Origin of the sequence: Kitasatospora sp. NPDC048296 (genome assembly GCF_043201815.1) — a bacterium.
Lineage (GTDB): Bacteria > Actinomycetota > Actinomycetes > Streptomycetales > Streptomycetaceae > Kitasatospora.
The window spans coordinates 1-26,418 of sequence record NZ_JBICZB010000038.1; the positions used below are offsets into that span (position 1 = coordinate 1).

Annotated in this window: 11 protein-coding genes; 9 read left to right on the forward strand and 2 right to left on the reverse strand. The window is 74.5% G+C overall.

Annotated elements, in window-relative coordinates; translation table 11 throughout:
* Positions 1-42: 42 nt before the first annotated feature.
* On the forward strand, positions 43-7,914 hold the full coding sequence (locus tag ACGF12_RS22310) for a hypothetical protein (RefSeq protein ID WP_393032685.1): 7,872 nt from the start codon (positions 43-45) through the stop codon (positions 7,912-7,914).
* Positions 7,911-8,348: a hypothetical protein gene (locus ACGF12_RS22315; protein WP_393032688.1), complete on the forward strand. Its 438-nt coding sequence runs from the start codon at positions 7,911-7,913 to the stop codon at positions 8,346-8,348. The genes ACGF12_RS22310 and ACGF12_RS22315 overlap by 4 nt, the downstream gene beginning before the upstream one ends.
* Positions 8,349-8,457: 109 nt before the next feature.
* Here the strand turns inward: ACGF12_RS22315 and ACGF12_RS22320 are convergent, their stop codons facing one another.
* Positions 8,458-10,437, reverse strand: a complete 1,980-nt coding sequence (locus ACGF12_RS22320) for a hypothetical protein (protein ID WP_393032691.1) — start codon at positions 10,435-10,437, stop codon at positions 8,458-8,460.
* A 236-nt stretch (positions 10,438-10,673) separates the two neighbouring features.
* On the opposite strand from ACGF12_RS22320, the gene ACGF12_RS22325 reads away from it, so the two are divergent.
* The 5 genes from ACGF12_RS22325 (at position 10,674) to ACGF12_RS22345 (ending at position 18,491) form a co-directional block, all read left to right on the forward strand.
* Positions 10,674-12,437, forward strand: coding sequence for a hypothetical protein (locus ACGF12_RS22325; protein WP_393032694.1), 1,764 nt, complete (start codon positions 10,674-10,676; stop codon positions 12,435-12,437).
* 60 nt (positions 12,438-12,497) lie between these two features.
* Positions 12,498-15,851 (forward strand): right-handed parallel beta-helix repeat-containing protein, encoded by a 3,354-nt coding sequence (locus ACGF12_RS22330; RefSeq protein WP_393032697.1) that lies wholly within the window; start codon positions 12,498-12,500, stop codon positions 15,849-15,851.
* Positions 15,848-17,059, forward strand: a complete 1,212-nt coding sequence (locus ACGF12_RS22335; protein ID WP_393032700.1) for a S8 family serine peptidase — start codon at positions 15,848-15,850, stop codon at positions 17,057-17,059. Before ACGF12_RS22330 ends, ACGF12_RS22335 begins: the two co-directional genes overlap by 4 nt.
* Positions 17,060-17,231: 172 nt before the next feature.
* Complete coding sequence (locus ACGF12_RS22340; RefSeq protein ID WP_393032703.1) at positions 17,232-17,693, forward strand: hypothetical protein; 462 nt, start codon at positions 17,232-17,234, stop codon at positions 17,691-17,693.
* Between the two features lie 207 nt (positions 17,694-17,900).
* Entirely contained in the window at positions 17,901-18,491 is a 591-nt protein-coding gene (locus ACGF12_RS22345; RefSeq protein WP_393032706.1) for a sigma-70 family RNA polymerase sigma factor, read from the forward strand.
* Here the strand turns inward: ACGF12_RS22345 and ACGF12_RS22350 are convergent.
* Positions 18,428-21,325, reverse strand: a complete 2,898-nt coding sequence (locus ACGF12_RS22350; RefSeq protein WP_393032709.1) for a BTAD domain-containing putative transcriptional regulator — start codon at positions 21,323-21,325, stop codon at positions 18,428-18,430. The two genes, ACGF12_RS22345 and ACGF12_RS22350, sit on opposite strands and share 64 nt — an antisense overlap.
* A gap of 373 nt (positions 21,326-21,698) precedes the next feature.
* Here ACGF12_RS22350 and ACGF12_RS22355 point away from each other — a divergent pair, with 373 nt between their 5' ends.
* Both ACGF12_RS22355 and ACGF12_RS22360 read left to right on the forward strand, forming a co-directional pair.
* Entirely contained in the window at positions 21,699-24,050 is a 2,352-nt protein-coding gene (locus ACGF12_RS22355; RefSeq protein ID WP_393032712.1) for a BTAD domain-containing putative transcriptional regulator, read from the forward strand.
* 293 nt (positions 24,051-24,343) lie between these two features.
* A complete protein-coding gene (locus tag ACGF12_RS22360; RefSeq protein WP_393032715.1) occupies positions 24,344-26,281 on the forward strand; it encodes a hypothetical protein in 1,938 nt (645 codons plus the stop codon).
* The last annotated feature ends 137 nt before the right edge of the window (positions 26,282-26,418 follow it).

The window sequence follows — 26,418 nt, forward strand, 5'->3', positions numbered from 1 at the left end:
ATCGGCGACCCGAACCGGCTGGTGCCCGAGGGCGGCAACCACGTGCCCGGGACGACCTTCGAACACCTCAAGTCCGCTGCCGGGCAGGCCTGGCGCGAGGTGCGGAAGATCGGCACCACCGTCCACGGCATCGACACCGCGAAGATCGGCTTCGAGACGGCGATCGAGGCGGGGGAGGGCCGGGCGGCCAAGGGGCCGAAGCCCACGCCCTTCGAGGCACCCGAACACCGCACCGCGCCGGCCACCCACCCCGCGCCCACCGAACCGCCGGTCGAGACCGTCGTCAAGGCGCCGCCCACCCGGGTCTGGAACGAGGGCTTGCGCGACATCGACGTCATGCGCTGGCTCGGCGACTCCTCCGGCGTGCAGGACATTCTGCGGCTGCGCGGCCGTGAGTTCTTCGGCTCCCGCACCTGGGACCGGATGGAGAGCCTGGCCCGCAACACCACCGACCACGCCCAGCTGGCCAGCCATTTCGGCTCCGCCACCCGCGGCGAGGAGATCACCACGCCGTCGCCCGGGCGGCGGCTGCTGGTCTCGGACGGCGGCGTGAAGGTGAACCTGAAGGTCCTGCAGCTGGAGTACGACCGCACCGACGGCAAGGTCGAACTCAGCCCTTCCAACGCGACCTCCACCACCTCCACCAAGACCAGGCTCGACTGGTCGCTCTGGGGCGGCCAGGTGCAGGGCGGCGTCAAGACGGACGTCGTCGGCGCCGAGGGCACCTTCCAGGTCGGCGTCGGCGGGTCGCACCGCAGCCGCGAGGGCCTGTCGGCCGGCAACTCCGGCCAGGTCGTCTCGCACGCGAAGTTCAACACCCCGATGGCGCGCTACGACGGTTTCGCCGAGGTCGAGGTCGTCTTCTTCAAGGGGGACAAGGAGGTGGTGGAGAAGGGCGTCATCCCGATCACCATCGACATCCCCGAGCGGGAGACCGTCGACGCGAAGGTGATGAGCGACCACTACCTCACCTTCAGTGAGGACAGCCCGAACGGCCTGGCCGCACCGAAGCATCCGGCACCGAAGCCCGCACCCGAGGCGACGCCGGAGGCCGCGCCCGCGCCGAAGCCGGAGGCCGCGGCCGAGTCGGTGCCGAAGCCGGAAGCAGTCCCCGAGTCGAAGCCGGTGCCGAAGCCGGAGGCCACGCCCGAGGCCAAGCCGCACACCGAGCCCGAGCCCAAGCCGGAAGCCGAGCCCGAGGCCAAGCCGGACCACGTCGGCAAGGCGGCCGAGGACGTGTTCAACTCCCCTCAGCCCGGGCCCAGTTCCGTACCCGAGCCGACCCCGGGCCACCCGAAGCTCTCGGACCTGATGCCCGAGTCCTCCTGGTGGCGGCTGTTCATCGACGCCAACGTCCACGAGGCGGCGCTCGTCAACTCGCCGGGCGACGCCGCGAACCACATGGACGTGACCAAGTACCCGGGCTTCCGCCAGGGCATGACGGAGCTGTTCCGCGAGGTGCTGGACGGCGGGTCCGGCGGTCGAGACTGGTCGCGGATCGACAAGAAGGCCTACGAGGAGATCCACGAACTGGCGACCCGCCACCTGGTCGAGGGCTCCGGCAAGAACGTCGCCACGGTCTGGTCGGGCACCGGCGAGGGCACGCTCACCACGATGCGCGGAACCGGCCGTACCAACATGGCCTCCGACGTGGCGGACGAGCGCATCGGCGGCCACAAGCTCGTGGCGGACTTCACGAGCGGCGTCCCCCAGCGCGAGGAGAAGACGCCGCTGGTGCTGTTCACCCGGGGGCAGGCCCGCGAGGGCATGATCTCGATCAACTACCCGCACGGCAGCGCGCCCGACCACGTCCAGAACGCCCTCGACCGCTACTACGCCGAGGTCGGCGCGGCCACCGACGACCGCGGGAAGCTGCTCGCGATCGCCAAGGTGACCCGTGCGCTGCAGATGATCCAGCCGTTCACCGACGCCAACAGCCGGGTGAACGTCAGCGTCCTGCTGCAGAAGTTCCTGATCGAGCAGGGCTTCAGGCCCACCGTCCTGACCAACTCCTTCGAGCTCTTCCTCGGCGGTTACACCACGCACGAGATCGCCGACCACCTGGTCGAGGGCATGGCCAGGTTCGACAAGCTCGTCGCCGGTGCGGCGGGGGACCTGTTCAACACGGCTGCGGGCCCGGCCGACCACGTGATCGCCCAGTTCGCGGGGGCGCTCGGCCTGTCCGCCGGCGACCTGCCCGGGGACGCGGCCGTGGTCCACCACCAGGTGCTCGACGCGGTCCGGCTGGACCGCTCGATCCACGGCGACGGCGCCCCGACCCTGGACGCGGCGGGCGTGCACCAGCTCCGGGCCGTCCGCCACCTGGCCGACCTCGCGAACGAGAAGTTCCCCGGCCTCCCGACGACCACGGCCGTCGCGAGCTACGCGAACCACCTGCACGGGGGCCCCGAGGGCGTGACGGCGGAGCACCTCCGGACGTCGGCCGACGCCGTCGGTGACGTCCTCAAGGAGGGGCTGCCGCTCACCGAGGAGAACATCAAGGCCAAGCTGCGCCCGGTCGCGCCGCCCGATCTCCTCAGCGACGCGGAGCTGCGGGCCTTCCGCGGAGCCGACCTCGACGAGCCGGCGCCGGCTCCGACGCCGGGGCCCCCTCCCACCGGCCCGAGCGGCGGGAAGGTGTCCTGGGAGGCGCTGGCGTACGAGGCTCCCGACGACGGCCGCGCGCCGAAGCAGTTCGACGTGTACGAGCTCTCCGGCGGCGAGCCGCTGACCGCGGACGGGCTGGCGGAGAAGCTGATGCCGAAGGTGTCCGACCAGGACCTGGGCTCGTTCCGCCTGGTGCTGCGGGCGGAGCACGGCTCGCTCGGCGACGATCCGATCAGGGTCGCCCAGCAGACGGCGGACATGTTCATGGCGCCGATCGACCTGCTGCTCGCCGATGACAAGGGCGCGGTGCACCTGGTGAGCTTCGACGACTCCGGTCGGCACGGCGCCCCGCAGCCGTTGGAGCTGAACCACCCGGCCGGGACGCCCTGGGAGTCGCTCACGTACGAGGCACCGAAGGATGGGAGGACCCCGACCTCCTTCGATGTGCACGAGCTGTCCGGCGGCGAGCCGCTGACCGCGGACGAGCTGATGAACACGCTGATGCCGAAGCTGTCCGGCCTGGACCTGGGCTCGTTCCGGCTGGTGCTGCGGGCAGAGGACGGCTCGCTGGGCCCCGATCCGATCAGGGTCGCCCAGCAGACGGCGGACATGTTCATGGCGCCGATCGACCTGCTGCTCGCTGACGGCAAGGGTGCGGTGCACCTGGTGAGCTTCGACGACTTCGGTCGGCACACCCCACCACAGCTCCTGGAGACGAACCGCAGGACCACCGAGACCCACCGGCCGCCGACGCCGGAGCCGACGGCGGGGCCGGCGCCCCGGCCCGAACACCCTGCGGCGGACGCACCGTCGCACCAGCCCGAGTCCACGGTGCAGCCCGAGCCGCACCCGCAGCCCGAGCACCAGCCCGAGCACGCGGAGGCACCGCCGCACCCGCAGCCGGAGCACCCGGTCGCGGAGACGCCGCCGCACCCGCAGTCCGAGCCCCACCCCCGGCCCGAGCGCGTGCACGAGATCGTCGACGCCCTCGTCCACGCCCACGAGGGCTCCGACGTGCGCTGGTTGGCGGACCCGGACAGCCCGGCCGGGCAGCTGCACGGGACCGGCCGCGCCGTGGCCCGCTTCCCCAAGGACTCGCGCTTCTTCTCCGTCGCCTTCCACTCCGAGCACGCCGACGGCGCCCCGACCTGGCGCGGCGAGCGGGTGAGCCCGGAGGAGCTGGCGGGCGTGCTGGCGGAGCTGCGCGCCCGGGGCATCTGGGAGGAGGGCAAGCCGTTGCAGTTCCCCGCGTGCGAGTTCGGCACCGGCAAGGCCTCCTCGTACGCGGCCGAGGTGTTGAAGGCCCTGCGCGGCAAGGTGAGCGGCCCGCTGGAGGCGTACGTTCCGGAGGGCAAGCTCTGGTTCGTGCCGAAGCCCACCGGCGCCTTCACGGTGGAGTCGGAGGGCCCGGGCCACCTGGTGGTGGCCAAGACGGTCGGTTTCGACGCCAACGGCCTGCCGGTCGTGGTGCCGGGCGGGAGGTGGCTGAAGGTCTCGCTGCCGGAGGCCTCCGCCGAGCACCCGGAGCACCCGGAACATCCGCAGCAGCCGGGCCCTCCGCAGCACGAGGCCGGGCCGCAGGTCGAGGAACTCGGCGCGCACCTGCCGACGGACCCGTCCGCCCCGGTGTCCCACGACGGACTCCCGGAGGGCCTCCACTGGGCGCCCGAGTCCTCCGTCGTGCACGAGATGCCGGGCGCGACCGCCTTCGGTAAACGCGCGATCTACGACACACCCGACTACGCCACGGCGACCGCCGACTTCGAGAAGGCCCTCGGCTCGTACTGCCACAACCTGCCGGAGGCGGAGGACGCCGCGCGCCGGACGGTGGCCAAGCTGCTCTACGTGATCCAGAAGGCCAACCCCGAGGTGTCGGCGCTGGACCGCGTCAAGGCGATCCTCAAGGACGATTCGACGTCGGCGGGGCAGGTCGGCACCGACCTCACTCCGCAGCAGATCGCCGGGCTCCTCAAGCAGGGCAACACCCGTGAGCTGATGACGGCGTTCTTCAACGGGGCCTACTTCAACGACTCCGAGCTGAACCTCAAGAAGCTGTTCAACTCGATCATCGAGAAGGAGGACTGGGCCCGGGCGGAGCAGCTCGGGCTGAACGTGGACGCGCTCAAGGAGCACCACGCGTTCCTGGAGGGTCCGCTCCGCAAGGGCCTCCACGAGAGCCTGAGCAAGGTCAGCCCCAAGCACGCGACCATGTTCGAGCACGACGTGTTCGGCACCGGGAACGTGCTGGCCCAGTCGAAGACCTGGTTCTCCGACGGCAAGAGCTACCTGACCAGCATCAGTGCCCGCACTCCGCGCCCGGAGAACGAGCTGCGCGCGCCGTCGGCCCTGCAGCTGGACCTCGCCGGCGTCAAGCTGAGCGAGCGCGAACTGGCGTTCCTGAAGGTCAACCCGCTGGCCTGGGACGTGGTCGGGCTCAGGGTGGAGGGGGTGCCCTGGGAGGACGTTCCGCGCAAGGCGGACGGCTCGTACGACCTGGAGGCGCTCAAGACCCAGCCCGGTGTCCACGACGTCTTCGTCGAGCGCGGGCCCCACGGCGAGGCCGCGTACAAGCTGGTGGAGCACCGCCCCAACCCCGAGCTCGGTCCCGGTGAGATCGCCCCCGACAAGCCGGTCAGCTGGCGCACCGGCGAGGGGGTCCACAAGCTCAGCCCCGAGTCCTCCTGGTACAAGGAGGCCAACGGCGGCATGGGGATGAGGCTGGTGGCCGGCATCTCGGCCACCTCGGCCAAGCTGATGACGGCGTTCAAGCTGCTCAACGTCGAGGGCGTCGACCCCGACCACATGGTGAAGGCGCTGTTCGGCTGGATGCTGCCCACCGGCGACCACTCGGTCTACGAGATCCTCAAGGGCGTCGAGATGTCCGGCGCGACGAAGCCGCTGACGGAGGACGCGCTGAGGTCCGCCGAGGACATGTACCGCAACCTGCCGGGCATCACGATCGACCAGGTGCGACGGGACGTGAGCCCCGACCACATGCTGCCGCACGAGCAGGTCTACGTCTCGAAGATCAAGGAGCAGAACGGAGGCTTCGGGGAGCCGGCCGGCCCCCACCGGTCGCTGATCGAGGAGCGAATGTCGATCTTCGACCAGATCGCCCGGGGCAGTATCGACCCCCATGCGGACGAGGACGTCGTCGACGGCGTCAGCGCCTGGCTGGCCACCAACCACATGACCGCCCAGGAGGTCCTGAAGAAGCTGACCCCGGCCCACTTCTACGCCCTGGCGGCCTACACCGGGCCGGCCTTCCCGCTCATCAACGTGATGATGAGGTTCGGCGAGTCCTTCGACAAGCCGATGCTCGTCCAGATCAAGAACCTGCTCTGGGGCTCGGGTACGACGCCCACCTCGCTGTCGTTCCACCCCGCCATCAAGGACCTGCTCCGTCAGCACTCCGGGATCAAGTCGGTGGAGATGGCGAACCGCAGGAAGATCATGGAGATCGTGCAGAAGGAGGTCCTGCCGGACATCAAGGCCGAGATGCGCGAGCACGCCCGGATGCTGGAGTCGGCGCTGGAACTGCTGCCTCCGGCCGAGGGCAGGGTCTACCGGGGCGCCGCCGCCCTCTCCGTCAACGGCTTCACCGGCCTGTCCCCGGCCTACGGAGGCTCGCACTTCAGGAGCAGCGACTTCGCCAGCACCAGCCGCTCGGAGGCCACCGCGGTCAGGTTCCGGGACAACCGCAGGAAGATCCTGGGCACCGAACCGGTGCTGGTCACCATGGAGCTGACCGGCGGCGGGGCGGCCAAGGACATCTCCGCCTTCTCGGTCGAGATGCAGGAGCGGGAGGTGCTGGGCAAGCCGGGGAGCGAGTACACGATGCTCCAGAAGCGGCGGAAGGACGGCAACCTCTTCATCGACGTGAAGGAGGCCAACTCCGCCACGTCCTTCCCCATGCCGGGCACGCCGGGCACTCCGGGCACGCCGGCCACGCCGAAGTCGGCGGCGGCCCTGCGCCAGTCCAGGACGGAACTGCAGGAGCACTTGGCCGACATGTCGGGCCTGCGGGGGATCAAGGAGCACAAGGACCTCTGGGCCCTGGGCAAGGAGATCGGCGTCTCCAACGCGGACGGTGTCCGGGGCTGGTCCGGGGCGCACGCCTTCCCCACCGAGAAGGCCAAGCAGATCATGGGCGAGCGGACCTGGCACATCGGCACCCTCACGGCCGACCTCCACGGCGGCGCGAGCCGGGTGGACATCGACCGGCTGCGCCGCGTCCGCCGCGTGACGGACGTGGTGCGCGAGGCGCTGAAGCTGAAGTCCGAGCAACCCGTGGCCAAGGCGGAGCTGGACTCCTACCTGAGGCGCCTGAACAAGTCCGAGGACACGGCGAAGGTCGTGCCGGTGGACCGCCACCGGCTCGTGAAGCTCGTCAACTCGCTGAAGAAGCAGGGCTCGCACGTCTCGGCGTCCGACGTCGCGAAGGCCTGGACGCCCCTGCCGCCGGGCACCCCCCGTACCGTGGGGACCCCGGGGGGCGGCCACCTGACGCCGACGACGCCGCACACCCCGGGCACGCCGCTCACCCCGACCGGGCACCAGATCGAGCAGCCCGGCGGCCACAACCCGCCCGGCGACCTGCGCCGCCAGCGCGTCGTGGTCTTCGGCGCGGCACCCACCATGGAGCTGCACCACCAGAAGCAGGCGGCGATGCAGCACTTCCCGCTCGACGACCGCTTCCTCACCGTGGCGATGCACACCAGCGGCGGCTTCCCGGTCCACGTCAACGTGCTGATGGCGCCCGAGGAGGTGGCGGTGGGGCTGCACCGGGAGTGGGTGGAGGGCCGCTGGGACGGCCAGAAGGCGCTGCAGTTCGTGGCCTGCAACCTGGGCCAGGGGATCGAGTCGAGCTACGTGGCGCAGGTGATGGCCAAGCTGTGGTCGCTGGACCCGGCGATCGTCGCGCCGGCCTACGCGAGTGACGGCCCGGTGTGGTTCGTGCCGAAGGTCGACGCACACGGCGTCCCGGACTTCGGCCTGCGCGGGGACCTTGTCGTGGCGGGACGCGTGGGCATGACGAAGAACGCCCGCCCGGGCATCTCCGCGGGTGGGAGCTGGTACCGCCTCGACCGGCCGACCGACGGTACGCTCGTCCCGGTCGTCGAGAAGCTCGGCTCCTACCTCCGGCCGGACGGCGATTCGGAGGACCGGCCGGAGCACTACCTGGGCGCCGCGAACGACGAGTTCGACGACACGAAGCCGATCCCGGGTGCCATCCCGTTCGACAGCGACCAGTCCGAATCCGACCTCGGGCTGGCCGACCAGATCTTCCAGGAGCTGATGAAGTGACCGCGGAGTTCACCCTCGCCGCCGTCTTCGACCTCGTAGACCCCCTCACCGGGCCGGGCTTCGACGAGGACCACCCGGTGCTCGACGACGGCGCGGAGCGGGACGCGGTGGTCGAGTACCTGGCCTCGGCCACCCCCGTGCTGATGACCCCGAGTCTGATGGACGACGTCCTCGACGCGGAGCGCCCCGGCACCGTACCGATGAACTACCGCTGCGACGGCCGGTGGATCTGGACCGACACCGTCACCCACTACCTGGACCACTACGGCCTGGCCCCGGAGGCCGGCCTGCTCGGCCACGTCCGGGAGCGGCTCGCGGCCGGCGAGGGGCCCGCGCCGCTCGCGCCGGAGGTGCTGGAGCGTGCGGTGGAGCTGCTGCTCGCCCCGCCGGCGGCCGGACAGGAGACGGTCTGGGAGGTTGAGGAGGGCCGCTGAGACCCTGGGGCCACGACGCTGAACGGCCCTCGGCCGGTGGGATCCCACCGGCCGAGGGCCGTTCGGTGTGTCAGGGGCGGTGTGTCAGGGGCGCGGCGTCGGGGCCGGGTCAGCCGGCGTGCCGGCCGCGGCGGCGCTCGCGGGCCACGCCGACGGCGAGGCCGCCCGCGATCAGGGTGCCGCCCGCGATGGTCAGCGCGGTGGACAGGTCGCCGGCGCCGGTCGCGGCCAGGCTGCTGCCGGGCGGCCGGGTGTTGGCGCCGTCGGCCGCCGTCGCCGCCGTGGTGCTCTGGGTGGCGGAGGGCGTGACCGTGCCGGATACCCCGGTGGCCGGTGCGGAGGCGTTCGGCCCGGGCGTGCCGGTGGCGGTCGCCTTGGCGTTGCCGGTCGGCTTGGCCGTCGGGTTGCCGGTCGGGGTCGTCGCCGGGGAGGTGGCCGGGGCGGTCGTCGGCGACGGCTTCGGGGCCGGAGCGCCGCCACGCTCGGCGAGCTGCTGGGCGTACAGGCTCTCGGGCTGCACCGGAGTACCGGTGGAGACCTGGACGCCGGTCTGCTTGCCCTCCACCGGCGCGCCGCGGGTACCGAAGGCCCAGTTGTGCGCGGTGGGCGGGTTCTCCACGCCGTAGTAGCCGACGTTGGCGTTCCACATGACCTGGTTGGCGCCGGCCCAGCCCTGTCCGGAACCCGCGTTCGAGCGGTTGGTCAGCGCGAGGTCGTCGCTGGGGCCGCGGGAGTGGAGCATGGTGATGTCGTCGTACAGGGTGCCGGTGGCCCACCGCTGGTGCGGGCCGGCATCCAGGCGGAAGCCCCCGACGTTGTCCGAGGTGCAGTGCGAGAAGACGTTCGGCCCGGGCACCCGGGGCCCGGTCAGCCAGGCGTGTACGTTGCTGCCGCTCACCTTGCAGTTGATCACCAGGCTCTGCTGCCCGTCGATGCTGTAGGCGCCGGGCTGGGCGAAGGGCGCGCGCTGCGGGACCGCCTTCTCCATCCCCGTCGCGGAGGTGTCGGTGACGGTGACCCGGGAGGCGGTGCTGCCGATCGAGCCGATGCCCGCGCCGAAGCGGTCGGCGGCGAGGTCCCGGGCCCAGGCGTCCTGGACGGCGGCGAAGTGGACGAACCGGCTGGCGAAGTAGCCGTGTTCGTCGTACCCCGGGGTCGACACGAAGGCCGAGCCGTCGGCACTGAGACCCTCGACGCCGACCTCGCTGATCCGGCCGGGGAAGTCGTACGCCCACACCTTGGCGTGGGTGTACTCCTTCTCCAGGGCGTTGGTCAGGGGGACGTCCAGGGTGATCCGGTTGCCGTCGATCGCGGTAACGGTGCGCTGGAACTGCAGGCCGTCGTTCGGGGTCCAGGGCTTCGAGGCGGTGCCGTTGTCGCGGGCGGGGATGTGGTCCATGCCGATGGCCTTGATCCAGGCGTCCTCCTGGGGCCGCTGGACGACGATGTTCTGCCCGACCTTGAGCCCGGCGGCCGAGTCGAGGGTCAGGGTGGTCGCGCCCACCGGGACGTAGGCGTCGGTGACGGCGTGCTCGGCGCCGCTCTTCTGGGGCGCGCCCTCCCCGGACAGCTCCACCAGCGGGCGGGGTTCGCCCGACGCCACCAGCCTGGTACCGCCGGCGCCGCTGCCCGCGCCGCGCAGCACCACCCCGGAGGCCTTGATCCGCAGCGGCTTGCCCACCCGGTACGTACCGGCGTTCAGCAGCACGGCCCCGCGCAGACCGTCCGAGCCCTGGGGCAGGGCGGCGACCTTGTCCAGGGCCTCCTGGATACGGTCCGCGTCGTCACCGCTCGCGGCCGGGTCCAGGGTGACGGCGACCTTGGCGGTCGGCAGCGGCTGGGCGCCGTTGCGGTAGCCGGCGAAGCTGAAGTCGGGGATCCGGTTGCCCTGGGAGTCCTGCCCGTACACCAGGCGCCCGTTGGCGAACTTCAGCCAGTCCGTGGCGTCGGGCGCGGCGTCGCCGGGGTTCGGCCGCGGGTCGGCGGCGAGGGCCGCCGGTGCCGCCCAGACGGCGCCGAGCCCGGCCAGCGCGGACACGGCGACGGCGGCTCGCAGGGCGGTGCGCCGACCGGCGCGGTGGTGGGACATGGACTCTCCTCGGTCGGGACCTGAAAAAGCTCGACAGTGTGAACGCCCCGATCCGGTGCGGGGGTTCATCGTTCGAGGGGGAAACGTGGCGCGGTGCCCGGCGTCCGCCGCCGAAGGAGTCGGCCGCGGCGGTGAACCCTGGGCCGGTGCCGTTCCGTGCAGTGTGCGGGTGGATTCGGCGGCATCCCGTCGGACGGCCCGTGGAAGTGGAAACCTCAACGGACCAGGGAGCTGTGGTGGGCACGGGTCAGAACGCGAGCGGCGGCGAATCGACCGGGTACCAGCTGCCGGCGGTCGCCTGGTTGATGGAGGAGGGCGACGAGCCCGGCGCGGCGGAGCGTGCCGCCGAGCCGGCCGTCGAGCCCGCCGTCGGCTCGGCGCCGGGCCCGGTGGCGCCCGCGCAGCGCACCCGCTTCCCGTCCGCTCCGGTCACTCCGGCGGGCGGGGGGACGGAGACCGCCGTACCCGAGCCCGTCGCGGCTGAGGCTGCCGCGCCTTCGGCTGCCGAGGCGGCGCCCGCCAAGGCCGAGCCTGCCAACGCGAAGCCCGCCAAGGCCGAGCCCGCCGCGGCGGGCGGGAATGCCGGGTTCGCCGCGACCGGGCTCGGTCCGGCGCCCGTCGCCGCGGCCAAGGGCCCGACGGTCACCGGGCCCGGCACCTCGACCGCCGCGCGGATGGGTGCCGCCACCCCGAAGCCCGTCGCAGGACCGGCGCCCGAGCCTGCGGAGCCCAGTGCCTCCGAGCCCAGCGCCGCCGAGTCCAGCGCCCCCACGGCCGAGCCCGGGGCCGGCCGGCCCGGCGCCCTCGGCTCCGCCCGGCTGAACGCGCTGCGGCGGGCCTTCGTCCAGGCCCCCGCCCGCGCGGCGCGCACCCTCGCCGCCGTCACCCCCATCGGCGGCTCGGCCGCCGCCACGCCCACCACCGAGGTCGGCGGGCTCGGGCCCGCCGAGCCCGCCACCGAGGAGAAGGGCGGCCGCCTGCGCGGCCTGCCTCGCCCGGCGGTCGCGGCGGCCGCCGTCGGCGTGGTGCTGATGGGCCTTCCGCTGGTCCTCGGCCGGGGCGAGGGCGGCGCCGACCCGGTCGAACCGCTCGGTTCCACCGGGATGAGCCGCGCCGACGCGCCCGTCCCGGAGCCCGAGGTGTCCGGCATGCCGGCCGCGACCACCACCGGCTCGTCCCCGGCCACCGCAGCCCCGACCGCGACCCCCACCGGAGCCCCGACCGACCCGGGCGCCACCGGGACCCCGGCCCCCGGTACGCCCGCGCCCGGCACGCCTGACCAGCAGCCCGCCGCCCCCGCCCCGGTCGCCCAGCCCGCCGGGCCGGCAGTCGCCGCCCGGGCCGGGGCCGGGACGACCACCCGTCCCGCCGCCGGCGGCGCACCCCAGGCCCCGGCGCAGCCGCAGGCCCCGCAGCCCGCCGCCCCCGCCCCGGCCCAGCCGCAGGCCCCGCAGGCACAGCCCCAGCCTCAGCAGCCGCCCGCGGTGGTGCCCCCGCCGGCCGGGCCGTCCTACTCGGCCTATGCCGGACCGGGCTGCGACTCGGGCGGCACCGGCTACTCCGAGAAGGGCCGATCCTCCGGCTCCAAGGACTGGGTCACCCGCTCCGACGGCGGTGGGGGCTGCGGCGGCCAGTACACCTCGGTGCCGATGTCCGGGGACCGGAGCAAGGACGACGAGAACTCGGTGGTGTGGACCTTCACCACCAGCCCGGTCTCCTCCGGCAGTTGCCGCCTGTCCGTCTACATCCCGAACAACGGCGACATCAAGGCGGTCGGTGGCGCCCCCGCCTACTACACCGTCCAGAACGACGGCGGCGGCACCCTCGGCTCGTTCTCGATCAACCAGCCGCAGAACCTCGGGCAGTGGGTGAGCGTCGGCACCTACCCGGTGAGCGGCAACCGGATCGCGGTCGTGCTCCACACCCGCGGCATCGACTGGGGCAGCACCGCCGGCGCCCACCTGGCCGCCTCGACCGTGAAGGCCGACTGCACCGGATGACCCGCCCCGCGGCGGAGCGGGACCGAGTGACACGCAAGCAGAACGAAGGGAACCCGAGCCATGTCGCGCCACGTGTTGACGGTGTGCCAGGAACAGAGGGCGGGCGGCACCTACCGCACCATCGGCGAGGCCCTGGAGGCGGCCCGCAGCGGGGCGGTGATCTCCGTGCGCCCCGGGCGGTACGAGGAGAACCTGGTGATCACCAAGATGGTCACCATCGCCGCCGAGGACGCCCGCGGCACCGTGCGGATCACCCCGCGGCGCGGCTGCGTGGTGCAGGTGGTCGCCGAGGCGGTCCAGCTCACCGGCCTGGTCCTGCACGGACAGGACGAGGAACTGCCCGCCGTGGACGTCCCGCGCGGCCAGGCCGCCCTCCAGGACTGCGAGGTGGTCGGCAACTCCTGGACGGCCGTGCTGACCCGGCAGCAGGGCGCGCTGGCGATGCGCGGCTGCCGGGTCGTCAACTCCGCCGGCGCCGGCATCGTGGAGACCTCCACCGGCGCCAGCGTCATCGAGGACTGCGTCATCGAGCACCTCGGCACCTCCGCGCTGGTGATCGGCGAGAGCGCCAACCCCGTCGTGCGCAACTGCGTCCTGCGCGACGCCCGGGGCAACGGCGTGTGCGCCAACGGCGAGGCCCGGGGCACCATCGAGAGCTGCGAGATCTCCACCACCGACAAGCCCGCGATCGCCCTGGAGGAGCACAGCACCACCCGGGTGCTGCGCACCGCCGTCCGCGACACGCCCGTCGGCGTCTACATCAGCTCCGCCTCCCGGGTGCTGCTGGAGGACTGCACCTTCACCGCCACCGCCGGCCACGGCATCGTGCTGGGCGGCGGCACCGACCCGCTGCTGCGCCGCTGCCGCACCGTGCGCACGCGCGGCCACGGCATCCACGTCACCGCGCGCTCGCGCGGCACCTTCGAGGAGTGCGAGGTCAGCGGCGCCGAGACGGTCGGCGTGCACGTCGACGACTCGGCCGGCCCGGTCATGACCAGGCTCGCCGTGCGCGACTGCGGCGACACCGGGGTCGAGCTCACCGGCGAGAGCGCCGCCGAGCTCGACCAGCTGGAGGTTCGCGACGTCGGCGGCGCCGGGGTGCGGATCAGCGAGGGCGCCAATCCGCTGCTGCGCAGGATCACCGTCACCGACGCCCGGGGCAACGGCGTCGAGGCCGTCCGGGACGGCCGCGGGCGACTGGAGAACTCCGAGGTCCTGGCCGCCGGCCGGGCCGGTGTGCTGATCGCGGACGGCGCCAACACCTTCGTCGGCGGCACCACCGTGCGCGACGCCCAGGGTTCGGGCCTGCACGTCGGCGACGCGGGGGTGGCCTCGCTGCGCGACTGCGAGGTGGTCGACTCGGCCGAGGACGGCCTGGCCGTCGACGACGGCGGTGAACTGACCTGCACCCGCGTCCGGGCGCGCGGCAACCGCCGTCACGGGGCCCGGATCGGGGCCGGCGCCCGCGCCGTCCTGACCCAGCTGGAGGCGCTGGACAACACCGGCGACGGGATCCGCGTCGACTCCTCCGACGCGGTCCGGGTCACCGGCTGCACCGCCACCGGCAACCAGGGCTCCGGCCTGCGCCAGACCACGCCCAGCACCCGGCTCTCGGTGGAGAACCTGCACAGCCGGGAGAACCGCAACCCCGACGCGCACGGCTCGGCGGGCGCCGATGCCGATGCCGCCGCCCCGGCCGCGGGGGCCGTCGCGGTCCAGCCGGGCGAGCCCGCCGGGCAGGCCGCGCCGGCCGAGCCCGCGGTGCAGGGGCCGCTGGAGGTGCTGGAGTCGTTGGTCGGCCTGACCGCCGTCAAGGAGCAGGTCGCCACCCTGGTCAACCTGAACAAGCTGGCCCGCCGCCGCGAACTGGCCGGCATGCCCGCCCTGCCGATGAGCCGGCACCTGATCTTCGCCGGGCCGCCCGGCACCGGCAAGACCACCGTCGCCCGGCTCTACGGCAGCGTCCTGGCCGAGCTCGGGGTGCTGCGCAGCGGCCACCTGACCGAGGTGGCCCGGGCCGACCTGGTCGCCTCGATCATCGGCGGCACCGCGATCAAGACCACCGAGGTGTTCACCGAGGCGCTCGGCGGGGTCCTCTTCATCGACGAGGCCTACACCCTGTCGGCCGGCTCCGGCGGGAACGGCCCGGACTTCGGCCGCGAGGCGATCGACACCCTGGTCAAGCTGATGGAGGACCACCGCGACGACATCGTGGTGATCGTGGCGGGCTACTCCGCCGAGATGACCGACTTCCTGGCCAGCAACCCGGGCCTGGCCTCCCGGTTCAGCCGGACCGTGGAGTTCGCCAACTACGAGGTGGAGGAGCTGGTCACCATCGTCGAACGGGCGGCCGGCGGACACGGCTACGAACTCGCCGACGGCACCCGCGAGGCGCTGACCGCACTGTTCGACCGGATGCCCAAGGGGCCGGACTTCGGCAACGGCCGCGCCGCCCGCAAGGTCTTCGAGGAGATGGTCGACCGCCAGGCCACCCGGCTCGCCCGGCTGCCCGAGATCACCGACGCCGACCTGGCGGTGCTGGTCGCCGAGGACACCGGACAGGAGGCCGCCGGGCCGCAGCGGGCCTCGGACAGTACCGCCATCCTGGCGGAGCTGCGCGCCATGGTCGGCCTGCCCGCCGCCAAGGAGCAGGTCGAGGACCTGGTCAACCTGATCACCCAGGTGCGCCGCCGCGAGGAGGCCGGGCTGCCGACCGCCGCGATCAGCCACCACCTGGTCTTCGCGGGCCCGCCCGGCACCGGCAAGACCACCGTCGCCCGGCTGTACGGGCGGCTGCTGGCGGAACTCGGCGTGCTGCCCAAGGGCCAGCTGATCGAGACCGCCCGCGCCGACCTGGTCGGCCGCTACGTCGGCCACACCGCGCAGCTCACCAAGGAGGCCTTCGACAAGGCCCGGGGTGGCGTGCTCTTCGTCGACGAGGCCTACACCCTCACCCCGCGCGGCGGGGCCGGCAACGACTTCGGCCAGGAGGCCGTCGACACCCTGATGAAGCTGATGGAGGACCACCGCGACGAGGTCGTGGTGATCGTGGCCGGCTACGAGGACGAGATGCGCGGCTTCCTCGCCTCCAACCCCGGCCTGGCCTCCCGTTTCTCCCGGCAGATCGAGTTCGAGCACTACACGGACGAGGAACTGGTCACCATCGTCGGCCTGCACGCCGAGAAGGCCGGCTACGTCCTGGCCCCGGACACCGTCGGCGCGCTCACCGAGGCCTTCGCCGCCATGCCGCGCGACCGCACCTTCGGCAACGGCCGCACCGCCCGGCAGACCCTGGAGGGCATGATCACCCGTCAGGCGGGTCGGCTCAGCCGGCTCGACGTCTCCGACCTCGCCGAGCTCAGCCTGCTGCTGCCGCAGGACGTCGCCCCGGTCCGGTCGGGCAGCGCGGTATGACCGCGCGTCGCTGGGCGGGGGCCGCGATCGCCGGTGCGCTGCTGGCCTCCGCCGCCCCGTCGGCCGAGGCGGCGCCACCGGCACCCGCCGCCTCGGCCACCGCCTCGGCCACCTCGGAGCCGCCGCCGCTGATCGCCCAGGCCCGGCAGGACGTGCAGAGGAACGGCTGCCTGAAGCCCTCCGAGCGCCCGGCCGACACGGCGGGCTGGGCACAGGCGGCGCTGCGCCCCGAGGATGCCTGGCCGCTGACCCGGGGTGCGGGCGTCACGGTCGCGGTGGTCGGCACCGGGGTGGACGCCTCGCTGCCGTCCCTGGCGGGACGACTGCAGCTCGGGCCCCGGGTCTACGGAACGGGCGACGCGGGCCGCGACTGCGTCGGGTACGGCAGCTTTGCCGCCGCCCTGGTGGCCGGCCGCCGCACCACCGACGGCGGCCCCTCCGGCCTCGCCCCCGAGGCGCACGTCCTGGCGGTCGCCGTGACCGACGACGCCGGGGCCACCACCCCCGACCTGCTGGGCGCCGGGATCCGCGCCGCCGTCGACAAGGGCGCCCGGGTGATCGCGGTCGTGGTGCCCGTCCCCGGGCCGAGCGACGCCCTCGGCGAGGCGGTCACGTACGCGGTGGCGCACGGCGCGCTGATCCTCGCCCCGGCCGCTCCGGACGGCCGCAGCACCAGCTCGCCGGTCTTCCCCGCCTCCTACCCGGGTGTGCTCGCGGTGGCCTCCACCGGGCCGAACGGCCCGGCCGGAGCCGGCCTGGACGGGCGGGTGGACCTGGCCGCCCCCGGCGAGGGGGTGACGGGCACCGGGCCCGGCGGAGGCCTGTTCCTCGCCTCCGGACCGGGCGTGGCCACCGCCTACGCGGCCGGGGCCGCGGCCCTGGTGCTGGGGTTGCGGCCCGAACTGACACCGGAGCAGCTGACCCGGCGCCTGGAGGCGACCGCTTACCACCCCGGCACCCGGCTGCCGGACGCCGCGGTGGGGTTCGGGGTGGTCGACCCGGTCGCCGCCGTCACCTCCTCCTGGCCCGCCGCGGCCCAGCCGGCCGCCCCCGGCGTCCCGGTGCGGGTCGATCCGGGGCCGGACCGCTCGCAGGCCTGGCGGGCCCTCGCGGTGGCGGGCGGCAGCACCGGCGTGATCCTGCTGGTGGGCTTCGGCGGCCTGACCGCGCGGCTCGGCCGTCGACGGGCGGGCCGCGCCGCGGGCTGACCGAGCCCGACGCGGGGCGCGGTGTCCGCACGGCCCGGCGCCGCCTTCCGACGCGGCGTCGTCCCGTTGAACACATCCGAGCCCGTTTTACGTTCAACTACACGACAGTGCCAAGGCACGACAGGCGAGCGGTCCGCGTCCCGGGCCGGGCAGATGGGTGAGGTGGACTCCGATGGTGACCACGGCGGTGGACCGCGACGGTGAGAGACTGACGGTCATGACGGACGGCGGGGGCGGGAACGGGAACGGGCAGGACGACGAGGCGACGGCGCGACGGCTGATCGCCGCCTGGCTGGCCGGTGACGCCGAACCGCCGGCCGTCCCGTCCACCGGCGCCGCGCGGCCCACCGGGGCCCTCCCGCCCGCGTGGAGCGTGCCCCCGGCCGCCGCCCGGGAGGTCGTCACCACGGCCCGACGGATGGCCCTCGGCGGACTGGCCGGGCGCGCCCGGCCGACACCCGGCGCCGACGACCTGCTGCTGGCCCGCGTCCTGGTGGTCGACGAGCACCCTTCGGCCCCGACCTGGACCGAGGACGAGCGCGCCGAGCTGGCCGGCTGGGTCGCCGTCCTGCTGCGGCGCTTCGGCGAGGACGGCGTCCAGCGGCTCAGCGCCGCACTCTCGGCGCGGCCCTGAGGACCCGTCCGACGGGGCGCGACGCGGGACCCCAACGGGATCCAACGGGCGCCAACGACCTCCAACGCGGGGGCCGACCCGGCCGTTGGGCGGACGTTGGCGGCGGCTGGGACGGTTCTCCCGTCAGGGCGAGGCACCGGGGCTCACCACGAAGACACCCCCGCGGCTGCCCGCCGATGCCGTTGTACCGGAGCGAAGGACAGAGCCGTGGCCGAGGATGCCGCCGCTTCACCCGAAGGCGCCCAGCAGCGCGCCGAACACCCCTCCCAGGGTCGCGCGACCCTGGACCACGACACCCTGGCGGAGCTGTACCGCGTGCACGGCCCGGGCCTGCTGCGCGCCATGCTCCGGGTCACCAGCGGTGACCGGGGCAAGGCCGAGGACATCCTGCAGGAGACCTTCCTGCGGGCCTGGCAGAACCCGGCCGCGATCGCACGCGGCGTCGAGGAGAGCCGCCCGTGGCTGTTCACGGTGGCCCGCCGGATCGCCATCGACCACTTCCGGACCGCCTCCGCCCGGGCCCGGGAGGTCGGCGCCGAGTCGCCCGAGGACTACGCCGGGACCCACGACCCGTACGACGACGTGCTCGCCGCCCGCGACCTGGCGACGGCCATGGCGGAGCTCCAGCCGCACCACCGCGACGTGCTGGTGGAACTGCACCTGAAGGGCCGTTCGACGGCCGAGGTCGCGTCGTCGCTCGGCGTACCGGTGGGGACGGTGAAGTCCCGCAACTTCTACGCGGTGCGGGCGCTGCGTCCGATCCTGGCGGCCCGGGGGATGCTTCCGGTCGCGGTCTGATCCGCGAGTTCCGCGTCGATCGTGGCGATCCGCGCCCCGAGCTCGGCGACGCTGCCGGTGTCGCCGAGCTCCCCGTACAGCTCGACCGCCGTGCGCAACCGCGCCACGGCCGAGGACGGCCGGTCGGTGGACAACAGGAAGTCGGCGTAGCGCTGTTCGACGGCCGCTTCGAGGTGGCGCGCCGCGCTGGCCCGGCAGCGTGCCACGGCCTCCTCCCAGGTCCGCTCCGACTCCTCGGCCAGGCCGAGGAGCCGGAGTGCGTGGGCCTCGTCGGCGAGGGCGAGGAGGTGGAAGGTGGCGTGCGGGTGCGGGGCCAGCAGCCGACGGGCCTCGCGGGCGCGGCGCAGGGCCGTCGACCCGTCACCGCTCAGGTTCGCCAGGGTCGCCGCGTTGCTCAGCACCGTCGCGCCGGCCTGGTGCAGGCCGAGTTCGTCCAGTCGCCGCACGGTCGTGTCGGAGAGCCGCCGGGCCTCGGCGAGGTCGCCGTGGTCGGCGAGCGCCACCGCCAGGACGGCCATGGTGTAGATCTGCGCCGGGCCGTCGTGGTCGCGGGTACGGTCGTCGGCCCGGCGGGCGAGCACCAGCGCCTCCGCGGGGCGCCGCTTCCCGGCGAGCGCCCGCGCGGTGGCGGCCTCCATCAGGGCCGTCGCCACCGGGTCCCCGGTCCGGACGGCCGCGGCGAGGCCGTGCCGCAGGCAGTCGAGCCGGTCGGTGAGCCGCCCGGCCCCGAAGTAGAGGCAGTTGGCGAGGAACGCCAGCCGCCAGGACCGGTCGTCCTCGCCGGCCTCGGTGCCGGCGGCCACCAGGGCGCGTACGGCGGGCTCCTCGGCGCGGAACCAGTCCAGCGCGGAGCGCACGTCCGGCAGGTCGGGGAGCACGGACGGCGGGAACTCCACCGGCCGCTCGAACTCGGTCAAGTGGGGCTGGAGCAGGCAGGCGCCCGCCATGGCGGCGGCGAGGTAGTAGTCGAGCAGCCGGACCAGTGCCCGGTGCCGCCGCGCGGGCGGGTCGGCGTCCAGCAGTTCCCGGCCGTAGAGCCGGATCAGGTCATGGCGGCCGTAGCGGCCCGGGGCCGTCTCGGTGAGCAGGTGGTGGGCGGTCAGGGTGCCGAGCGCCCGGCGGGCCTCGCCGGCCGGCGCCTCCAGCAGCGCGGCCACGGTCGGCACGTCGATCTCCGGCCCCGGGGACACCGCGAGCAGGGCGACCAGCCGGGTCGCGGTCGGCGGCAGCCGGCGCAGCGTCAGGTTGAGCGCCGAGCGCACGCTCACGCCGCCGTGCGCGTCCAGGGCGGGCAACCGGGTCCGCTCGTCCTCGACCTCGGCGACCAACTGGCCGACGGTCCAGGCGGGTTGGGCGGCGAGCCGGGCGGCGGCGATCCGCAGGGCGAGCGGGAGGTGATCGCACAGCTCGGCCAGTCGGCGGGCGGCCGCCGGCTCCCCGGCGAGCCGCTCCTCGCCGAGCACCTGGGCGAGCAGGCCGAGCGCGTCGGTCTCGGGCAGCGCCTCCAGCCGCAGCAGCGCCGCCCCGTCGGAGACGACCAGGTCCTCCAGGGTGTTGCGACTGGTCACCACCGTCGCGCTGCGCGGCCCGGCGGGCAGCAGCTCGGTGACGTCGGCGGCGCTGCGGGCGTTGTCGAGCAGCACCAGCAGCTCACGTTCGGCGGTGAGCGCCCGGTAGAGCGCTCCCCGCCGGTCGCGGTCCTCGGGGATCTCGGCCTCGGCGAGTCCGAGCGCCCGCAGGAAACGGCCCAGGACCTCGGCCGGGTCGCTGGGCCGGGCCGGGTCGAAGCCCCGGAGGTCGTGGTGGAGGTGGCCGTCGCGGAAGCCGCCGGCGGCGGTGTGGGCCCAGTGCACCACGGTCGCGGTCTTGCCGGCGCCGGCCGCACCCACCACCACGGCCAGCGCGTGGTCGGGCCGGTCGGCGCCGCAGGCGTCGTCGAGCCAGCGTAGTTCGGCGGCCCGGCCGACGAAGCCGGGCGTGCGGCGGGGCAGGGAGCCCAGGGCGGGACGGGCGACGGTGACGGCCGGCTGGGGGAGGAGTGACGGGCGGTCCGGTGCTTCGGCGGGCTCCGGCCGGTCCGGGGGGCCGTCGGGGTCGGCCGTGGCGCGCTCGTCGGCGAGTACCGCGGCCAGGGCGGCCTGCAGCGCCGGGCCCGGGCGCAGGCCGAGTTCGGTGGAGAGCCCGGTGCGCGCGCGGTGGTAGAGGCGTAGGGCCTCGGCCGGGCGACCGGCCTGGTGCAGGCAGCGCACCAGCAGGGCGGCGGTCGGTTCCTGGAGCCATTCGGTGTGCAGGTGCTGTTCGAGGACGGTCAGGGCGGTACCGCCCTGACCGATGCGCAGCAGCCGTTCGGTCCAGTCGTGCACGGCCTGCGCGCGGGCGCGGTCCAGTCGGTCCGCCAGGTCGTGCCGCTGTTCGGTGTCGGGCAGGTCGGCGAGCGCGTCGCCCTCCCAGAGGCGGAGGGCTTCGCCGAACAGGGCGGCCGCCGTCCCGGGGTCCGGCTCCTCGCCGGCGCGGGCGGTGAGCGCGCGGAAGCGGTGGACGTCGACCGCGTCGGCCTCGCCGTTGAGGAGGTAGCCCGAGGGCTGGGTCTCCAGGGTGAGGGCGGTGCCGTGCAGGTGCTTGCGCAGTGCGGCGACGTGACCTTGGAGCACGGCCTTGGCCTGGGCCGGGGGCGCCTCGTCCCACAGCAGGTCGTAGAAGCGCTCGATGCGCACGCAGCGGCCGAACTCCAGGGCCAGCAGGGCCAGTACGCCTCGGCGTTTGGCCCCCGCCACCGGGACGGTCCGGCCATCCGCGGCCCTGAGCTCGGTCGGCCCGAGCAGCCGGATGCGCATGTGCTCCCCATGGGTTGGCGTCCGGCAGTTCTGCCGGGCAGTTATTTAATCATCCTTTACGAACGGTAATTCTACGCGCGTCACTAGAGGTGGCCGGGGGCCTTCGCGGTGGCGGAGATGCCGTGCCCATGATGAGCGGACGGTGAACTCCGCACGAAGCTTGGGTAGCGCTGAATGGCGGTTCACGAGGCCAAACCCGAACGGGTGCAAGCCAGTTGGGTTTCCTTACCATTCCCGACGGGGGCTTGGACGAAGATCGAACACCTCCATATCCTCGGCCCGTCCCGTCCGTCCTCGGCGCCCAGGAGAGAGTGTGCGCGTCCGACTGCTCGGCCGAGTCGAAGTCCGCTGTGAACAAGGGCGTCCGGTCGTCGTGGCCGGCGCCCGTCGCCGGGCCGTACTCGCCCTGCTCGCCAGCGAGCTGAACCACCCCGTCCCGGTCGAGCGGCTGCTCGACACGGTGTGGGACGGCGCTCCGCCGCCGACCGCCCGGGCCGCCCTCCAGGGCCACGTCTCCGCCCTGCGACGCGGACTGGGTGAGGGCCTGGCTCTGCTGACCCGCCCCCAGGGGTACGTCCTGGTCGGTGAACCGGAGTCGGTCGACGCCCACCGCTTCGAAATCCTCACGGCCGCAGCCGAGGAGGCCGCCGACACCGAGCGCGCCATCGGCCTGCTGACCGAGGCCCTCGCCCTGTGGGACGGACCGGCCCTGACGGACTGCGGCTCGCAGACCCTCACCGACACCACCGGCCGACGGCTGGACACCGCGCGGGCCCTGGCCGTCGAAGCGCTCGCCGAACGCCTGCTGACGGTGGGTCGCGGCGCCGAGGCCCTCACCGATCTTCACGCCGCCGTCACCGCCGACCCCCTGCGGGAACCGGCCGCCGCCCTGCTGACCCGCTGCCTCCACCAGGCCGGCCGGGCCGCCGACGCCAGGCTCGCCCATGAGCGGGCCCTGTCCAGGCTCGCCGCCCACGGCCGGAGCCCGGGCCGGCTGCTGCGCGCGGCGGGCGAGTTCCCGGACCCCGCCGAGGCGGCCGCCACCGCTTCGCCCGGCGGCGCCGCCGTGCCCGCCGGTGGCACCGCCGCACCGACCGGCGGCGGCGCGTTGCCGCGACTGGGCGTGGGCCTGGTCGGTCGCGCGGCCGAACTGCGACAGCTGGACGACGCGACGCTGCGCGCCGAGGGCCGACCGGTGCTGGTCACCGGGGTCGCCGGAGTCGGCAAGAGCAGCCTGGTCCTGCACTGGGCGCACGCCCACGCCGACCGCTTCCCGGACGGCCGGATCCACCTGAACCTGCGGGGCTTCGGCGAGGAGGAGCCGCTCACCCCCGCGGAGGCGCTCGCCGCGGTGCTCGGATCGCTGGGCATTCCGGCCGGCGAGGTGCCCGAGGACCCCGCCCAGGCCGCCGAACTCCTGCGCACCCTGACGGAAGGGCGCAGGTTGCTGCTCGTCCTCGACGGCGCGCGCTCCGCCGAACAGGTCGAGCCGCTGCTGCCCGCCGCGCCCGAGCCGGTGGTGGTCGTCACCAGCCGCTCCCGGCTGACCGACCTGGTGGTGCGTGAGGCCGCCATCCCGCTGCCCCTCGGCGGTCTGCCGGAAGCGGAGGCCGTCGATCTCCTCGCCCGGGTGGCCGGGCCGGAGCGGATCGCGGCCGAGCCGTGCGCGGCCCGGCGCTTGGCGGCGCTGTGCGACCGGCTGCCGCTGGCCCTGCGGGTCGCCGGTGCCCGACTGGCCTCCCGGCCCGCCTGGTCGCTGAACGACCTGGCGGAGGAGATGTCCGACCAGCGCACCGGCCTCGCCGCACTCGCCACCGGCGGCACGCTCGGCATGGCGACCGCGCTCGGCCGGAGCGTCCGGGTACTGCCCGAGGAGGCGCGTCGCCTGTTCGCCCTGTCCGGACTGCACCCCGGCGAGACCCTCGACAGCGGGGACGCCGCGGCACTCACGGGCGCCTCCCCGGCCCGGGCCCGCGAACTGCTCGCGGAGCTGGACGCGGCCCATCTCGTGCTGGAGGCCCTCCCGGGGCTCTTCCAGGTCGACCGTCTCGCCCGTCTCTACGCACTGGAGCTGGCCGCCGAACTGCCCTGCCCGGAACGGGTGGCCGCCACCCGGCGGCTGCTCGACCACGTGGTGCGGTCGGCGGGCGCGGCGCTGGAGTGCGTGACGGGCGCCGTCCCGGCGCGGGGCGTCTCCGCCCGCGCACTGGAGACCGCCGAACAGGCACTGGGGCTGGCCCGCCGGCTCGTCGGCGAACTGGTCCGCCAGGGGCCCGGGCCGACCGTCCCCGAGCGGGCCGCGGACGCCGAGTGGGCCGTGGACTCCGAACGGGTCCGGTTGGTGGACCGGCTGAGCAGGACGCTCGAAGACTTCCAGGGGGAGGCCTCGGCCGAGCAGTGGCGCGACGGTACGACGCCTGCCGAGCGTGCCGTGCCGTCGCGCGCGGTGGGGGAGTTGAGCCCTCCTGGGAGCGCGACCCCGGCGGTTGCGGACCCGGCGGGTGCGCTGATGGGCGGTGCCGAGCCGGTCGGTGCCGAGCCGGTCGGTGCCGTGCCCGACCCGCTGGACCGGCTGTTGGCGGAGCTGGTGCGCGGCGCTCCCGTGGAGCCTCGGGCGGGGCGGCCGGACGGATCCCGCCGATGGGCCGCCGCCGACGCGCGAACCGGTCCGCCACCGGCCGGGCCCGGCGCGCCGTCCGGGCTGCGACCGGCAGCGGCCGGCTGACCGGGCCGGAGCGTTCGAGAGCCGGGAAGTTGACGTTCCGCCGGGAGCGTCGCACCGGTGGTGAACCGGGCGCGGGTGTCGTTCCGTGTCCCTCGCTGAGGACCCCTGCGTGAGGCGGCGACCGAGGGCCGAGCCCCGGTCGCCGTGCGCGGTGCCACCTCGAACCGGCTCCCGTTCCGGCGGCCCCGGCGGGACCGGGGCCGGTGCCCCGATCCGCCCGTGCCGGGGCGGACCCGGACACCGTGGCGGCGGGGGCGGACCCGTCCCCTTCCCGGCCCAGGAGATCCCCTGCCATGCCCAAACACCGGCTCAGCCGCCGTCGGCGGATCGCCGCCGCCGCCACCGCGCTCGCGGCCGGCGGCGTCCTGATCGTCGCCCAGAACGACGCCCCGGCCGCCGCCACCGACCCGGTCGGCCTCAACGCCGTCTACGAGTACCTGGGTTGGGGTGACCCGCAGGACCCGGTCGAGGTCATGAAGGCGACCGGCATCCGGCAGTTCACCCTGGCCTTCCTGCTCGCCGGCCATGGCTGCGAACCGGCCTGGGACGGCCAACGCGCGCTGTCCGGCGACAAGGAGGAGGCGAAGATCAAGGCGATCCGCGCCGCCGGCGGGGACGTAGTGGCCTCCTTCGGCGGCTGGGACGGCGACAAGCTTGGGGAGAAGTGCGCCGACGCGGGCCAACTCGCGGCCGCCTACCAGAAGGTGATCGACGCCTACCAGCTGAAGGCGATCGACATCGACATCGAGAACACCGAGCTCAGCGGCGCGGAGTCCCGCCAGCGGGTGGTCGACGCGCTCAAGGCGGTCAAGACGGCGAACCCCGGGCTGAAGGTCTACGTCACCTTCAGCAGCGAGGAGCACGGCCCCGACGCCGATGGCACCGACCTCATCACCAAGGCGGCCAAGGCCAGCCTGGAGGTGGACGGTTGGGTGGTCATGCCGTTCGACTTCGACCGCCACGACGGGACCATGGTGGACGCCACCGAGTCCGCCGTCACCGGACTCCAGCAGGCCCTCGTCAAGGCCTACGGCTACGACCAGGACACCGCCTGGCGCCACTCCGGCCTGTCCTCCATCAACGGGCACAGCGACTCCCCGGACGAGGTCGTCTCCCCGGCGGACTTCCAGGCCGTGCGGGACTTCGCCGCCGCCCACCACCTCGCCCGCTTCACCTTCTGGGCCGTCAACCGGGACCGCTCCTGCGCCGGGGCGTTCTCCAAGGACGCCGCGTCGAGCTGCGGCGGGATCCAGCAGAGCCCGTACGAGTTCACCAGGATCGTGGCCGGCTACCACGCGGACTCCACGCCCTCCGGCACCGCCACCCACTGCCCCGACCCGGTCCCCACGGCCACGATCGTCGCCAGTACGACCACCGGGCCCGCGGACGACGATGACACCGCCTCGCCGTCGCCCACCCCGCGGCGCGACGCCGAAACGCGCACGCCGATCTCGGGCACGCCGGTCTCCCCGCAGGCGAGCGCCTCGCAGAGCCGGCGCCTGGCACAGGCAGAGGCCAGGCGCGGGAAGACGGCAACGCCGACGGAGGACTCCGGGGGCTCCGGGGACTCGGACGGCTCCGGCGACGACACTCCGGAGCCGAAGGTCACCACCGCCCAGCCCGCCGACCCGGCCGAGAGCCCGTCGCCCGCCAGGCCGAAGAAGACTCCCAAGCCCACCACCCCGCCCGCCTCGCCGGAGTCGGGTTCGCCGTCCGCCCCGGCGCCGTCCGGCTCGCCCACGAAGCATCACGCCTCGCCGACGACCACCACGACCGGTGCGCCCGTGACCGGCACCCTGGCCCCCGCGGCGGACTGCGGCCCGACGGCCGGCCCGACGGACGCCCCGGTGGTCACCCCGAGCGCCACGGCGACCCCGGTGCCGACCGGGCAGCCCACCACCGCGCGCCCGACGCCGCAGCAGCCGACCCCGACCCGTACCCCTGCCCCCGTCCCCACGACCGAGACTCCGTCGCCGGCGGTCACCCCCACTACGACTGCCACCCCGTCGTCAGCGGTGGTCCCCACCGCGACGGCGACCACCCCCGTTGCCGCCGCTGCCGCCGCCGCGCCCACGGCCACCCCCACCGGGGACCCCCACGGCCAGCCCCTGGCCTCCACCGGGGGCGGCGACGCCACCAGCGTGATCGTCGCCGGAGCCGGCGCGCTGCTGCTGATCGGCGGCGCCTTCGGCATGGTCGGCACCCGCCGCCGTCGCACCACGGAGGACTAGCGGCAACCTCCGCCGAGACGAGGGCAGTCGGGGGGGGGGGCGCGGGTGCCGGGCCGGGGCGGGGCCCGGGCGGGGGGGGGGGCAGCCGCGGGGGGGGGGGGGCGCCCCCCCCCCGCCCCGGTGCGAGATAAGATGAA